The 13552-nt window shown below is 62.7% G+C and carries 16 protein-coding genes; 9 read left to right on the forward strand and 7 right to left on the reverse strand.

All coding sequences use genetic code 11. The features are described 5' to 3' along the window. Positions 1 to 34 precede the first annotated feature (34 nt). The 3 genes from NKH17_RS11675 to NKH17_RS11685 all read left to right on the forward strand — a co-directional run bounded on the left by NKH17_RS11675 (position 35) and on the right by NKH17_RS11685 (position 2185). A complete protein-coding gene (locus NKH17_RS11675) occupies positions 35 to 334 on the forward strand; it encodes a hypothetical protein (protein WP_352646745.1) in 300 nt (99 codons plus the stop codon). A gap of 146 nt (positions 335 to 480) precedes the next feature. Then, a complete protein-coding gene (locus tag NKH17_RS11680; protein WP_352896739.1) occupies positions 481 to 1692 on the forward strand; it encodes a hypothetical protein in 1212 nt (403 codons plus the stop codon). Positions 1693 to 1843: 151 nt separating this feature from the next. Further along, positions 1844 to 2185: a hypothetical protein gene (locus tag NKH17_RS11685; protein ID WP_254817087.1), complete on the forward strand. Its 342-nt coding sequence runs from the start codon at positions 1844 to 1846 to the stop codon at positions 2183 to 2185. Positions 2186 to 2201: 16 nt separating this feature from the next. On the opposite strand, the gene NKH17_RS11690 is transcribed toward NKH17_RS11685, so the two are convergent. The 4 genes from NKH17_RS11690 to NKH17_RS11705 form a co-directional block, all read right to left on the reverse strand. Beyond that, the gene (locus tag NKH17_RS11690) at positions 2202 to 2690 is read right to left on the reverse strand and encodes a GNAT family N-acetyltransferase (RefSeq protein ID WP_352806089.1); all 489 of its coding nucleotides are present in this window, start codon (positions 2688 to 2690) and stop codon (positions 2202 to 2204) included. A 1-nt stretch (position 2691) separates the two neighbouring features. Continuing rightward, positions 2692 to 4191 (reverse strand): Asp-tRNA(Asn)/Glu-tRNA(Gln) amidotransferase subunit GatB, encoded by a 1500-nt coding sequence (gatB, locus tag NKH17_RS11695; protein WP_352896737.1) that lies wholly within the window; start codon positions 4189 to 4191, stop codon positions 2692 to 2694. 190 nt (positions 4192 to 4381) lie between these two features. Further along, complete coding sequence (locus NKH17_RS11700; RefSeq protein ID WP_023717464.1) at positions 4382 to 4813, reverse strand: CBS domain-containing protein; 432 nt, start codon at positions 4811 to 4813, stop codon at positions 4382 to 4384. A 100-nt stretch (positions 4814 to 4913) separates the two neighbouring features. Next, positions 4914 to 5684, reverse strand: coding sequence for a rhomboid family intramembrane serine protease (locus NKH17_RS11705; protein ID WP_352896735.1), 771 nt, complete (start codon positions 5682 to 5684; stop codon positions 4914 to 4916). A 392-nt stretch (positions 5685 to 6076) separates the two neighbouring features. Between NKH17_RS11705 and NKH17_RS11710 the strand changes: the two genes are divergently transcribed. The 3 genes from NKH17_RS11710 (at position 6077) to NKH17_RS11720 (ending at position 8309) form a co-directional block, all read left to right on the forward strand. Continuing rightward, the gene (locus NKH17_RS11710) at positions 6077 to 6715 is read left to right on the forward strand and encodes a PAS domain-containing protein (RefSeq protein ID WP_352896733.1); all 639 of its coding nucleotides are present in this window, start codon (positions 6077 to 6079) and stop codon (positions 6713 to 6715) included. 117 nt (positions 6716 to 6832) lie between these two features. Then, positions 6833 to 7450 carry a PilZ domain-containing protein gene (locus NKH17_RS11715; RefSeq protein WP_254817716.1) on the forward strand — a complete coding sequence of 206 codons (618 nt, stop codon included), beginning with the start codon at positions 6833 to 6835 and terminating at the stop codon, positions 7448 to 7450. Between the two features lie 259 nt (positions 7451 to 7709). Continuing rightward, entirely contained in the window at positions 7710 to 8309 is a 600-nt protein-coding gene (locus NKH17_RS11720; protein ID WP_352477512.1) for a transglutaminase-like cysteine peptidase, read from the forward strand. A gap of 301 nt (positions 8310 to 8610) precedes the next feature. On the opposite strand, the gene NKH17_RS11725 is transcribed toward NKH17_RS11720, so the two are convergent. Then, positions 8611 to 9507, reverse strand: a complete 897-nt coding sequence (locus NKH17_RS11725) for a LysR family transcriptional regulator (RefSeq protein WP_352896731.1) — start codon at positions 9505 to 9507, stop codon at positions 8611 to 8613. Between the two features lie 96 nt (positions 9508 to 9603). Here NKH17_RS11725 and NKH17_RS11730 point away from each other — a divergent pair, with 96 nt between their 5' ends. Further along, positions 9604 to 10788, forward strand: a complete 1185-nt coding sequence (locus tag NKH17_RS11730) for an MFS transporter (RefSeq protein WP_352896729.1) — start codon at positions 9604 to 9606, stop codon at positions 10786 to 10788. A gap of 30 nt (positions 10789 to 10818) precedes the next feature. Continuing rightward, positions 10819 to 11565, forward strand: coding sequence for an SDR family oxidoreductase (locus NKH17_RS11735; protein WP_352705072.1), 747 nt, complete (start codon positions 10819 to 10821; stop codon positions 11563 to 11565). A 57-nt stretch (positions 11566 to 11622) separates the two neighbouring features. Here NKH17_RS11735 and NKH17_RS11740 read toward each other — a convergent pair whose 3' ends face one another. Then, entirely contained in the window at positions 11623 to 12150 is a 528-nt protein-coding gene (locus NKH17_RS11740; protein ID WP_352896727.1) for a gamma carbonic anhydrase family protein, read from the reverse strand. An 18-nt stretch (positions 12151 to 12168) separates the two neighbouring features. Further along, on the reverse strand, positions 12169 to 12513 hold the full coding sequence (locus NKH17_RS11745; RefSeq protein WP_254817711.1) for a DUF6949 family protein: 345 nt from the start codon (positions 12511 to 12513) through the stop codon (positions 12169 to 12171). Positions 12514 to 12633: 120 nt separating this feature from the next. On the opposite strand from NKH17_RS11745, the gene NKH17_RS11750 reads away from it, so the two are divergent. Beyond that, positions 12634 to 13365 (forward strand): hypothetical protein, encoded by a 732-nt coding sequence (locus NKH17_RS11750; protein ID WP_352896725.1) that lies wholly within the window; start codon positions 12634 to 12636, stop codon positions 13363 to 13365. Positions 13366 to 13552: the final 187 nt, after the last annotated feature.

Here is a 13552-nt window from a genome sequence, read left to right on the forward strand (position 1 = left end):
TGGTTCCATCGCTCGATAGAACCGGGAGGTATTCATGCGCAAGCTCATCTCGACGACGCTTTTTGCCTTATCGCTCGCTGTGGCCGGCCTTGCCGCCGATCCGGCATGGAGCTTCAAATGTCAGTCCGGAACGATCGGGCAAGGCAGTTGCTCCTGCTCCGGGACCGCCGACTGCACCGATATGCGGCACTCCAAAATGTGCAAGGGCGACCTGAACTGCGGTTCGGGCAAGTGCTCCTGCACGGCTGCATTGGTAGTCGACCCCGGCCCGAAAACCCCCAAGCCCAAGGTCGTCGCGCCGAAGGCGACAACCAAAGGCGTCGTGAAGCAGTAGATGTCCGATCCGAAAGGACGGCGGCTCGACGTCGCTGGGCCGGCCCGACGTTTCGCGGTTCATCCCCCGTGCGGGCGATGAACCGCCATCGAAGAAGTGCTGCTGTCTAGCCGGAGGGTGGTTTCCAACGACAGAGCGAGGATACCATGTTGAAAACCTGCATGATGCTGTTCTTCTGCCTGATGGCGGCCACCGCGGCCGCCCAGCCGCCGCCTTCAGGGCCGCCGGTTCCCAGTGCGGCACTTGCCCCATGCAACGCCACACAATCGAACAGGCCCTGCAAAGCCGAACTCGGCGTGTTCCTGATCACCAACACCGTCCGCAACCTGGCGCAGGCCAAGGTCGACGCCACCAACGCACAGTTGGCCGCCCAGGGACGATCGTCGCGCGCATCGATCGAATCGCTGAAGCAATGGCGGCCGTCGCGCTTTGCGACGCAGATGCTGAACCAGCCGAACAGTTGGTTTGTCAAAGTTCCTTACATCCTGACCATCAAAGTCTCGATCCCGGTGACCTCCGACCGCCACATCGGCATTCCCATCGACGTCAACGTCTTCTGCAGCGGCTGGCAGACCGATTCCAGCCAGGTCATCATCCGCTCGCAACCCGGCCCGGCGAGCTTCGAGGGCGGCAACATCCTCGAGGACGTTTTCAACGTCGGCAATTACATCGACGCGCAGGTACGCAACTCGTTTTCGGCACCCCTACCGGTGACGACGCCGGTTCCAAATTCGAAATGCTCGGCAATAGACGGCTCCGATGCCGGCACGCAGGCTACCGGCGATGATCTCATCTTCTGGACGGTGCCGCGGCGCAACCTGGTGGTGACGGACGCCATAGCCAAGCCGACGGTTGAAGTCACCTTCGACAGCCTCACACGCCTGCCAGCCCGCGACTTCCACAACAATGTGGTCTATGCGGAATCCGAGGCTATAAACCTCAACGTCTACGCCAATGAGGACGGCCTTCAGAGGGCGCTGACGATGCGCGAAGGCGACGCGGCTGCGCTGAACCTTCCCGCAGTACGGCTCGACGCGCGAAAATACGATTCGCTGGTGGTCATCGGCAATGTCGACCAGCCGCCGAACGATCCCAGAGACAGCGCCTTCGCAGTAGCGGCCAAGACTGCGGGATTCGGTGCCGGTTCCAAGATCATGCAGATCCCGAAGTGGTATTCGAGGCCTCCGGACCAGTTCAATCCCAAGCCTACATGGATAAGAGTTCCCGCCTATGAGCTGCACTATACGGTGCGCTATCTCAACAGCGGCGAGCTGGCCGTCGATGGTGGAACCAGTACGGTCCGGCCCCCAAAAGTCGCCGTTCCGATAAAGACGCTCATCAAGCCGAAAACGCCCTGACGCGGCCGCTCGCGGATGGCGGCGGCGGTTCAGACCGCTGCCGCCATCCCCCGCGCGGCAGATGCGGCAGCGCTGGCTTCATGGCCTGATCTTGCGGGAACAAACCCGCCGCTGCGCCACGAGCGAGCGGCGCCATCGATGGAGACGCACGATGCTGCACTTTCCCCACACCATGCCCGCCGTCCGGATCATTGCGGCAATCTCGCTGCTTGCCTTCCCGAACTTCCTGCCGCCGGTCACGATCCCGGCGAACGCGCTGCCGGTCAGCCAATCCTGCCGGATCACCACCTATTACAAGACGGCGGCAAAGGCGACGGAGGTTGGCGTGCGCTCGACGTGCCAGGGCGTTAAAAAATGGGGCGTCACCTCGAAATATTACGAGGTCGAAAAGATCGAAGCCGCTACGCCCCCGCACACGTCGGGCGGCGGCGGCAGCCTGCCGTGCGAGTTTCTCGCCGCCGGCTGCTCCAACCTGCCCGTGAAACGCAACTGAGCGCCAGGCGAACGCGCTAGCCGATCGCCTTCTCCAAAACCAGCGCCGGCAATCCCGAGGCGCCGCCGCAATCGGCCGTGTTGCCGGCGGGCGTGAACCCTCTCGAGCGGTAAAAGGCAACGGCCGGAGCATTTGCTTCCTCGACCTCGACGCGCAGCGTTCGGGCCTCCGGAAAGCTGGCCTCGATCTCGTCCAGCAGGGCCTGGCCGATGCCTTGCCTCTGCCAGGCCGGATGGACGTAGAGCTGGTTCAGCATGACGACCCCGGCATCCGTCGTGGCGGCCGCGAAAGCCATGCCGCCGATGCTTTTGCCGTCGTCGGCGACCAGGAATTCCGAGTTCGGTCGTGTCAACCGCGCTTTGAGCGCGGCGACCGAATGCCATTCGTCGGTGATTTCGGTGACCCGCGCCGCGCCGTAGATGGCGTCATAGGTGGCGTGCCATGTCTCGACCAGCAATGCGCGCACCGCCGCAAGATCGCGCTCGCCGGCGGTGCGGACGAACATCCTATTCGATCCCGAGCTTGGCCTTGACCAGCTCGTTGACCACCTGCGGGTTGGCCTTGCCGCCGGTCGCCTTCATCACCTGGCCGACGAACCAGCCGGCCATGGTTGGCTTGGCGCGCGCCTGTTCGACCTTGTCCGGGTTGGCTGCGATCACCTCGTCCACCGCCGTTTCGATAGCCCCGGTATCGGTGACCTGCTTCATGCCGCGGCTTTCGACCAGCTGACGCGGATCGCCGCCCTCGTTCCAGACGATCTCGAACAGATCCTTGGCGATCTTGCCGGAGATGGTGCCCTCCTTGATCAGATCGATGACTGCGCCGAGCTGATCGGGCGAAACCGGAGCATTTTCAATGCTCTTGCCGGCTCTGTTCAACGCACCCAGCAAATCGTTGATGACCCAGTTGGCGGCAAGCTTGCCATCGCGACCAGCGGCCACCTTCTCGAAATAGTCGGCGACCGCCTTTTCCGATACCAGGATCGAGGCGTCGTAGGTCGACAGGCCGAGCGAGGAGATCAGCCGTGCCTTCTTGGCGTCCGGAAGTTCAGGCAGGTCCTTTGCCAGCGCATCGACATAGGCCTGGTCGAATTCCAGCGGCAGAAGGTCTGGATCCGGGAAATAGCGATAGTCGTGCGCTTCTTCCTTGGAACGCATCGAGCGCGTTTCGCCCTTATTGGGATCGAACAGCCGCGTTTCCTGGTCGATCTTGCCGCCGTCCTCCAGGATGGCGATCTGGCGGCGCGCCTCGGAGTCGATGGCCTGGCCGATGAAGCGGATCGAGTTGACGTTCTTGATCTCGCAGCGCGTGCCGAATTCACCGCCGGGCCGGCGTACCGAGACGTTGACGTCGGCGCGCAGCGAGCCTTCGTCCATATTGCCGTCGCACGTGCCGAGGTAGCGCACGATGGTGCGCAGCTTGGTGACATAGGCCTTGGCTTCATCGGCGGAGCGCATATCGGGCTTCGAAACGATCTCCATCAGCGCCACGCCGGAGCGGTTGAGATCGACATAGGACATCGTCGCATGCTGGTCGTGCATCGACTTGCCGGCATCCTGCTCCAGGTGCAGGCGCTCGATGCCGACCTCGATATCCTCGAACTCGCCCTGCCGGTCGGGGCCGACGGAGACGATCACCTTGCCCTCGCCGACGATCGGTTGCTTGAACTGCGAGATCTGGTAGCCCTGCGGCAGGTCGGGATAGAAATAGTTTTTCCTGTCGAAGACCGATTTGTGGTTGATCTCGGCCTTCAGGCCCAGACCGGTACGGATCGCCTGCTTGACGCATTCCTCGTTGATCACCGGCAGCATGCCAGGCATCGCCGCATCGACCAGGCTGACATTGGCGTTGGGCGCGGCGCCGAAAGTGGTCGAGGCGCCGGAAAACAGCTTTGCCTGCGAGGTCACCTGCGCGTGGACCTCGAGGCCGATGATGATCTCCCAGTCGCCGGTGGCGCCGGGAACCAGGCGCTTGGCGTCGGGCGTGCGGGTATCGATGATGCTCATAAGGGCCTGCATATTGGAATTGTGGATATGCGGAACGCATATTTTGGTGTGCAACTTCGCTAGTGCAAACCGCTTCGCGAGACAAGCGCCAAGCCGCAGGCGCCGACGCGGCACAGGCCCGCAGTTGCCGCGATGGACGGCTATAACAGCTTGAAAAATTCAAATGGCCGGCAACCTGGCCGCCGCCGCCTCATGCCGTGGCGATATAGGCCCTGATCTCCTCGGCCTCGCGCTCGACATCCTCGATGCGCCGCTTGACCACATCGCCGATCGACACGATGCCGTCGAGCAGCCCGTTCTTTTCCACCGGCAGATGGCGGAAGCGACCCTTGGTCATGATCTCCATCACCTCGTTGACGGTGTGGTTCTCATTGCAGATCTTCACCTTGGGCGTCATCGCCGAGCGGATGGCAAGGTCGAGCGCCGCGGCCCCCTCCTTGGCGAGAACCCGCACCACATCGCGCTCGGAAAGAATGCCGACGATCTTGTGATCGCCGTTGGTGATGACCAGCGCGCCGATCCTGTGTTCGGAAAGCATGCGGATGGCTTCGCTGAGCTTTTCGTTCGGCCCGAGCGTCACCACATCGTGGCCTTTTGCCTCGAGAATTGCCTTAACAGTCATGGCGTCCTCCTCTGCATTTCCTGCCGGCTCCTGCCCTGGCCGGCTTTCCCTAGGATGAACATGGTGCGCCGCGATCGGTTGCTTTTCAAGTGCGGAGGTCTCAGCTCTCCGGCTCCTCCGTCTGCCGGGGCACCTGCTCTCGCCGATCAAAAAACCGCAGGCCGAAGAAGCCGGCAAGAAAGCCGCCAATATGGGCTTCCCAAGCGATCTGGCCGTCAATGCCGGGCGCCAGGCCGAAGAGGCCGGTCGCCAGGTTGATCACCATCCACATGGCGAGAAAGGTGACGACGCCACGCGAGCGCAGGACCGCCGCCATCGGCAAAGGCCGGCCAGCGAAGGCGGCCCTGCCCGACGAGCGGTCGATGCGGAAGCCGTAGCGCGCCGCCGCGCCCATCATGCCGGAAATCGCGCCGGAGGCGCCGACCAGCGGTGCCTCGCCAAGCGGGTGCATGGCCCAGAAAAGCGCCACCGCCGCCAGTCCGGTGGCGGCGAAGAACAGGCTGAAGCGCAGGGCGCCGAAGCGGTTGGCCAACGGTGAGCCGAAGGCCGCGAGCCACACCATATTGATGGCAAGATGGGCAAAGCCGCCATGCAGGAAGGCATAGGTAAAAGGGCTTGAAAACGCAAAGAAATCCAGGTCGAAGCGGCCGGAATAGCGGATCGGCACGAAGGCAGCCCGGACAAGCAGTTCGAAGTCCTGGTCGTCGGTCAGCCAATAGACCCGGATCAGATGGACCGCGACGCAGATGCCGATCACCGCCAGCACCACGGGCGGTAGGTTGAACACCGGCTCGCGGCGCTGCTCCGGTTCGCGGGCGACAGGCCCACCCTGGTCCTGCTCGATCTCCGGTGGGCTTTCTGGGTCACTCATATGGCTTGCACTCAGTCGCTGGATTGGACTTCGCGAGCATGTAGATCACGGCCAACCGAATCACAAACGGCGAATCGGCAGGCCCGAATCAAAAAAGAAGCCGTCCAAGGTTTCCCTTGAACGGCTGGTCGAGCCCCCTTGCTCCCCCTGAACTCTTGACTGAAGTGCTGCCGATCGTCGCAAAACGACCGCTTCTGGAGTGGTTTTGGTGTGCCACAGGGCTGGCAGGCGCGCAACGTAAACCAGTTGTTAACCTTAACCGCCCCGACCCGTGAACAAGTATTAACGATGCTGGCACGCATCCTGCTCCGCAACGCATGTAGGTCTTCGGAGGGCGCCCTTCTGTTCACCGATGGGACATCAGAAGACAGAATGCGCGGAGCAGCATTAGCATGAACCAGACCGGATCGATCACGCTGTTCCATTATTGGAACCGGTTGCGTGACGGACGCCCTGCCCCGAAGCGCTCGGAAGTCGAACCGGCCGACATCAAGTCGCTGCTGGCCGACACGTTCATCCTGGAAAAGGACACGCGCGGCGAAGCGGTGTTCCGGCTGGCCGGCACCAGGCTTTGCGCAGTCTATGGCCGCGAACTCAAGGGGTTTTCATTCCCTTCGCTGTGGCGCGAAAAGGACCAGCGGCTGATCTCGAAGCTGACCGACGGCGTCTTCGACCTGAAATCGGCAGCCCTCATTACCTATGAGGGTTTCAGTCGCAATGGTCGGTCCAACAGGTTTGAGCTGCTCGCGCTGCCGCTCGACGGCGGGGTCGAGAGCCCGCGCTGCCTCGGCGTGATAAGCGCCGTCGAAAAGCCCTTCTGGCTGGGCGCCGACCCGGTTTTCGACGCGTTGATCGATTCGATCCGTGTCGTCGATCCCGACAAGGAGCCGATGTTCCTGAAGAACCGGCCGGCGATAGAGGTTCCCTCGCTCGCCCCGTCGGAATTCGACCCGCCCGAGACGATTTCGGCGCTCGGCCAGGCCCGCCGCATCCGTCATCTGGTCGTCTTCGACGGCGGACGCGAGCAATGATGCCCAAAGCTTAAAGCAACAGCGCCGGGCTTTCCCCTTTGTTAACCTGCTTTGTTGTAGTTTTTCGCTGAAATTCCCCGCATCCATGCGCGGAATGCCAAACGGGGTATGGCAGTGATGAGGTCAGCGGCGGTCGACCATGCGCCGTCCCAAGCTGAAAGGCGTAACTTTCAGCGCGTCCGCGTGAAAATTTACGGACGCTTCATGCTGGAAGACCGCACCGAACATCCCTGCCAGGTAGTCGACATGTCGCCCGGCAACGTTTCGCTGCGCACCGAGCGCGCCGGCCTGGCTGGCGAAAAGGTCATTGCCTATATCGATCATATCGGACGCATCGAGGGCGTCATTACCCGCACTTTGCAGGATGGCTTTGCGATGACCGTCATCGCGTCGGAGCGCAAGAGGGACAAGCTCGCCGCGCAACTGACCTGGCTTGCCAACAAGCACGAGCTCGACCTGCCGGAAGACCGTCGCCATGAACGCGTCGCGCCGCGTAACCCGACGAGCGTGCTGCAGCTTGCCGACGGACGCCAGTACCAGTGCCGCATCATCGACCTGTCGCTGTCGGGCGCGGCGATCGAGATCGACGTCAAGCCGGCCATCGGCGTCCAGGTGACGCTGGGCACCATGCGCGGCCAGGTGGTGCGCCATTTCGAAGATGGCATCGCCATCGAATTCGCCGTCATCCAGCGGCCGGAAACGCTCGATACCGAATTCAGTTCACCGCGCGGCTGACGCGGAAGCGCTAGCGCCATCGGGAAGAGAGGCTGGCGATCCTTCGCGCCCTCCGTCCCGCCATCCTAGCTGTTCGAACGGTGCCACGAAACAAAGGAACGCACCCGGCTAGAATCCATAAACAATTCTATACTCAATTGCATCAAATTTTATGTTTATTCTATTGCTGTTTTACTTAATGTCTACTTCGCGCTTTTGCGTCAAATAAATCCAGCCGTGTCATTGTCTCCTCAAACGGGGAGACTGAATAATGAACAGGATGAGGGGCAAGCTGTTGCTGGCGGCAATAGCGATGCAGCTTTTCGGCTGGGGGACTGCAAACGCGGCGGAGCCGGCCTTCATGCACACCGGCGGCCGCACCACACAGCCGGTCGGTCACTACGAATTGTGCCAGCAGTTTCCGCGGGAATGCAATCAGAGGACGCTTGACCGGGCACCCGTCGAGCTCACCCGAAAGCTGTGGGCGACGATCGTCAAGATCAACAATTCGGTCAACAGCAAGGTCGCGCCGCGCACCGACATGGAAATGTGGGGCAAGGAGGAAGTCTGGTCCTTTCCCAATAACGGCTTCGGCGACTGCGAGGACTATGCGCTGGAAAAGCGCCGCGAGCTGATGAGCATCGGCGTGCCGGCCGGCGATCTGCTGATGACGGTCGTGCGCCAGCGCAACGGCGACGGCCATGCTGTGCTGACCGTGCGCACCAGTCTTGGCGAGTTCATCCTCGACAATCTCCAACCCAAGGTGCTGTCCTGGACCAATACCGGCTACACCTACCTGAAGCGCCAGTCCGAGCGGAATTCCGGCGCCTGGGTGACGATCAACGACGGCCGCTCCGACGCGGTCGCCAGCGTCCGTTGAGGACGCCAAGGCATGTCGCCCAAAAGCGCGTAGCGGTTTTGGGATAACGACATGCATAAAACAGAGGTTAAGTGCGTCGCATGACTTCGCGCTTTAGGAGAAACCCGGTCGAGTCCCCACCCTCCCCGTCCCCAACGACCGGGTTTAGGAGCCGGCCCCGTCCCCGGGCCGGCTCCACCATTTCCGGCGGAACAACATCTCGATACAGTTATCTCGGTTTTGCCTCCAACTGCGCTTCGTCATCCAAGCTGTCTCACGATCGTTTGTGGGATACGGGCTGCCGTTTGCCGTCGAAACGCTGTTACTTGCCCCTGATACGGAACGCCTCGACAAAGGCGGAAAACGCCGGAGATGGATGGCGTCGGCTTGGATAGTACAGGTGGTAACCCTGGAACGTCGGGCACCATTTGGTCAGGACTTCCTGAAGAAGGCCACTCTCAATGTGTGGCAGGACGAGTTCGCGCGGTAGATAGGCCAAGCCCACTCCGTCAAGCGCGGCCTGGATCGCCGGCCCCATGTTGTTAAGCGTCAGTTGCCCCTCGACCCGAGCACTGAACTCGCGCGCTCCTTCCCGCAATTCCCATGCATAGACCGATCCTGACGTCGGCAGCCGGTAGTTGATGCAGTTATGGTCGGTCAGCTCCTGCGGCGTCTGCGGCGGTGTCCGGTGGGCGAAGTAACGGGGTGAGCCGACGACAGTGTAGGTCACGTCGGCTCCGATGCGCACGGCTACCATGTCCCGGGCAATGGACTCGCCCAGCCGAACACCGGCGTCGAACTGGCGCTCGACGATGTTGGTGAAGGCGTTATCAACCACCAGCTCAACATTGATATCGGGGAAGTCGCTCAGGAACTTTGGCAGCCGGGCGCGGAAGACAATGTCGACCGAATCGTCGGTGCACACCAGGCGAATGTTGCCGGACGGCCTGTCGCGCAGGACGCCGAGAGCGCTGACCTCAGCCGCGATGCCTTCGAAATGCGGTTCGATGCCTTCCTTGAGGCGTTGACCGGCCGCCGTCGGGGCCACGTCGCGCGTGGTGCGAGACAGAAGACGGACGCCAAGCCGCGACTCCAGCGACTTGATGGTGTGGCTAAGGGCCGAAGGAGTGACGCCGAGCTTGGCGGCTGCTCGGGTGAAGCTCCGCATCCGGGTGATCTCCAGAAACGCGCGCATTTCGGCGAACTCGTCGCGTGGCATTGATGAGCCTCATTCACAACCACATCAAAATTATACCCGCTAGTCGCATTTGGCCAGCCCGACTACTTAGTTCGGGAACGGACAGGAGACTGCCTTATGACCATTGAACTCGCGCTGGGCGAGGCCGCCGCTGCTGACAACACGACCCCATGGTCTGCAGTGGTCTGCCTGTCGCTGCTGACCTTCCTTCTGGTCGGACTGGAGTTCCTGCCGGTGAGCCTGCTCACCCCGATCGCTCAGGATCTGGCCGTCTCCGAGGGTCAGGCAGGCCAGGCAATCGCGGTATCCGGATTCTTCGCCGTGGTCACCAGCCTCTTCGGCAACTCGCTGTTGCGAAACGTCGATCGACGGACGGTGGTTCTGCTCCATACGGCAGTGCTGGCCGCATCGAGCCTGGCGGTGGCGCTTGCTCCCAACTTCCTGGTCTTCCTGGCCGGGCGGGCGCTGGTCGGCGTCGCGATCGGCGGTTTCTGGTCACTGTCGACGGCCATTCTGGCCCGCCTGGCCGCGGGACCCGACCTGCCCAAGGCCATTGCCTTGCTCCAGGGTGGCACTGCGTTCGCATTGGTGATCGCCGCGCCCGTCGGCAGCTTCCTCGGATCGCTGATCGGATGGCGGGGAACCTTTTTCGTCACTGTCCCCATCGGCCTTGCGGCGCTCGTGTGGCAGTTGGCCGTTCTCCCGAAGATGCCACCGATGGAGGCCGCCTCGGTGTCGAGCATGTTCCGCCTGCTGCGGAATCGCAGATTCGCCATCGGCATGGGCGCAACCGGGCTCGCGTTCATCGGGCAGAACGCGCTCTCGATCTACCTGCGGCCGTTTCTGGAAAACGTGACGGGCCTCGAGGTCAACACCCTCTCAATGGCTCTGTTGGGCGTCGGCCTCGGCGGCCTGGCGGGACTGTCGATCATCGGCCTCATACTCCGGCGGCACCTCACAGCCGTGCTGATCGGGCTGCCGAGTGCCCTCGCGGTCTTCGCTCTACTGCTGATTGCGTTTGGACCGTTTTCACGCGCCACGGCCGGCCTGCTGGTTCTTTGGGGACTGTTCGCGACTCCGATCCCGGTGGCGTGGAACACCTGGATGACCACGCTCATCCCTGAAGACCTGGAGGCTGGGGGCGGACTCCAGGTCGCCCTGATCCAGTTCGCGATCGCGGGCGGCGCTATCGCGGGAGGCCTGCTGTTCGACGCGGCCGGCTGGTGGAGCGCCTTCCTTCTCGCCGCCGTCCTGCTCACGGGTTCGGCCTTGCTCGCCGCCTCGGCCGGCCCCCGCACCTGAACTCTTTCAATTCTTGTCCAGGAGAATCTCATGTCCGAAGGAATCGAGAACAAGGTCGTCGTCATCACCGGTGCCAGCAGCGGCCTCGGTGAAGCGACGGCACGCCATCTTGCCGCGCGAGGCGCTTCCGTGGTCCTGGGTGCACGCCGGTCACACCGCATCGACGCCCTTGTCCAGGAACTGACCGCCGCTGGGCACAATGCCAAGGCCGTCACCACGGACGTCACCGACAGCGACCAGGTCCAGCATCTGGTGAACACGGCGGTCCGGGAATTCGGCCGTATCGACGTGATGCTGAACAATGCGGGCCTCATGCCGTTGGCCCCGCTCGAACGGCTCAAGATTGACGAATGGGACCGGATGATCGACGTCAACATCAAGGGCGTCCTTTACGGCATCGCGGCCGCACTTCCGTACATGAAGGAACAGCGATCGGGCCACATTATCAATGTCTCGTCCGTATACGGCCATGTGGTCGACCCGGGTGCGGCGGTCTATTGCGCCACCAAGTTCGCCGTGCGTGCGCTGTCCGAGGGTCTGCGGAAAGAGGTGAAACCCTACAACATCCGCACCACGGTGATCTCGCCGGGCGCTGTCACCACAGAGTTGCTTGAGCACATCAGCGAGAAGGATATCCAGCAGGACACCAGGGACTTCGTGAGCAAGATCGCCGTGGGGCCAGATACGTTTGCCCGCACGGTCGCCTTCGCGATCAACGAGCCCGACGACGTCGATATCAACGAGATCTTGTTCCGGCCGACCGCGCAGCCGGTTTGACTTGGAAGGCGCTATGCTTTCGGTATCCCAAGGCCGGCTCCACCATTTCTGGATCGGCTAGACCTTCTTCAGCCCAGCCCTGAATCGCCTGCCATTGGCCACATAATGCGCGGCCGAGGCGCGCAGCCTGGCGATTGCGGCTTCGTCGAGCGTCCTGACGACGCGCGCGGGCGAGCCGACGATCAGCGAATTGTCGGGGAATTGCTTGCCTTCGGTGACCAGCGCACCGGCGCCGAGCAGCGAGTTGTTGCCGATCTTCGCGCCGTTCAGCACGATAGCGCCCATGCCGATCAGGCTGTTGTCGCCGATCGTGCAGCCATGCAGCAAGGCGCGATGGCCGATCGTGCAGCCTTGGCCGACGGTCAGCGGAAAGCCGGCGTCGGTGTGCATGATTGTGTGCTCCTGCACGTTTGTGTCGGCGCCGATGACGATCGGCTCGTCGTCGCCACGGATAACGACGCCGAACCAGAAGCCGGCATTGCGGCCAATCCTGATATTGCCGATCAGCGTGGCATCCGGCGCGATCCAGTTGCTGTCGGCGTCCTCGAAGGCGGGCGCTTTTCCGTCAATCGCGTAGATCGGCATTGCTGTCTCCAGATCGTCTCACACCGACAAGCTGCCAGACCCTAGAAGCGAAGCCGCCCAGGACGCAATGGCGATCACCACCATGCCCAGCGCCAGCGCCCAGATGGTCGCCGTACAGCCGCAGGAGATCAGCCCCAGCACCGAGATGCGACGCTCGCGCCAGGCGTCCAGCGCCTCGTTGGCGAACATCAGCGGCCCGGCGCAAGCCGTCGCCGCGAGCGAGCGCAGCATGTGCTTCGACGACACATAGGGCTGGACGAAGGCCAGCCTACGGCCGGCGATCAGCTCCATCGCCGATCCGGCCAGGCCGCAAGCCGTCAGCCCAGCCATAAAACTGAATATGATTTGTTCGACCGGCCCCATCTTTACTCTCCGTTTACCATGAAATCGCACAGTCGCCTGCAAAAGCTGCGAAGCAAGAGCCGTGCCGCGCCGAGATGTGCCGTTCAGGTACACCCGACGGGACGGCAAACGAGGGTCGCGATGAAGCAGGCAGCCGCCACACAGGGCCAGCAACTCAGTGTCGTCGATTCGACGCTGATGAAGCGGGTGTTTTATGCATTCGCAACGCTGGCGCTGCTTTCGATGGCGATCAGCCTTGGCGGCAGATGGTTCGGCCGCTCGATCGCCATGGCCGGGTACACCGACGACACCACGGTCCACAAGGTCGTCATCGGCAACAACATCATCGCCGTGCCGGCCAATGTCATCCGCTTTGCCCAGGCCCGGCGCGACGGCATCGCCTCGCGGCTCGACCTCTATCTGCGCTATCCCGAGATGGACGGCTACAGCGAGGCTGCCCGCAACGACTTCAACCACACCGGACCCAGCAAGGACATCGTCTTCCTGTCGTTCGAGCCGCAGATGATGTCGCGCGACATGAGCGGCCGCTTTGCGCCGATCTACAGCGCGCTGATTGCCAAGCCGGGTACGCCCGGGCCTGGCGGCGCGAGGCTTTACGCCTTCAGCGAAAAATCGGGCTATCTCAACGAAGTGCTGGCGGTGGCCGACCGCCCCGGCAAGGATCCGTTCGTCGCACGCTGCCTGAGCGGCCCGAGCGCGGACGAATCGCTGGCGCCCTGCGAGCGCGACATCCTGGTCGGCGACAATCTCAGCCTCACCTACCGCTTCCCCCGGGAATTCCTGGGCGACTGGCAGACGCTCGATGCAGCGATTTTGGGCGAGGCAGCGCGTGTGCTGAAGACCGGGCGGTAAGCAACGAAACGAGCCGTTCCGTAGCGATCCTTCGCGCCCCTCTCTGTCCTGCCGGACATCTCCCCCACGAGCGGGGAGATCGGCCGTCATCTTGGCTTTCGCCAATGTTGCAGGAAGAGCGCAGCGCCGAGGCTGCCAATCTCCCCCCAAGTGGGCCCAAGTGGGGGAGATGGCCGGCAGGCCAGAG

Source organism: Mesorhizobium sp. M1334 (assembly GCF_040317995.1).
In the GTDB taxonomy this organism is placed as follows: Bacteria; Pseudomonadota; Alphaproteobacteria; order Rhizobiales; family Rhizobiaceae; genus Mesorhizobium.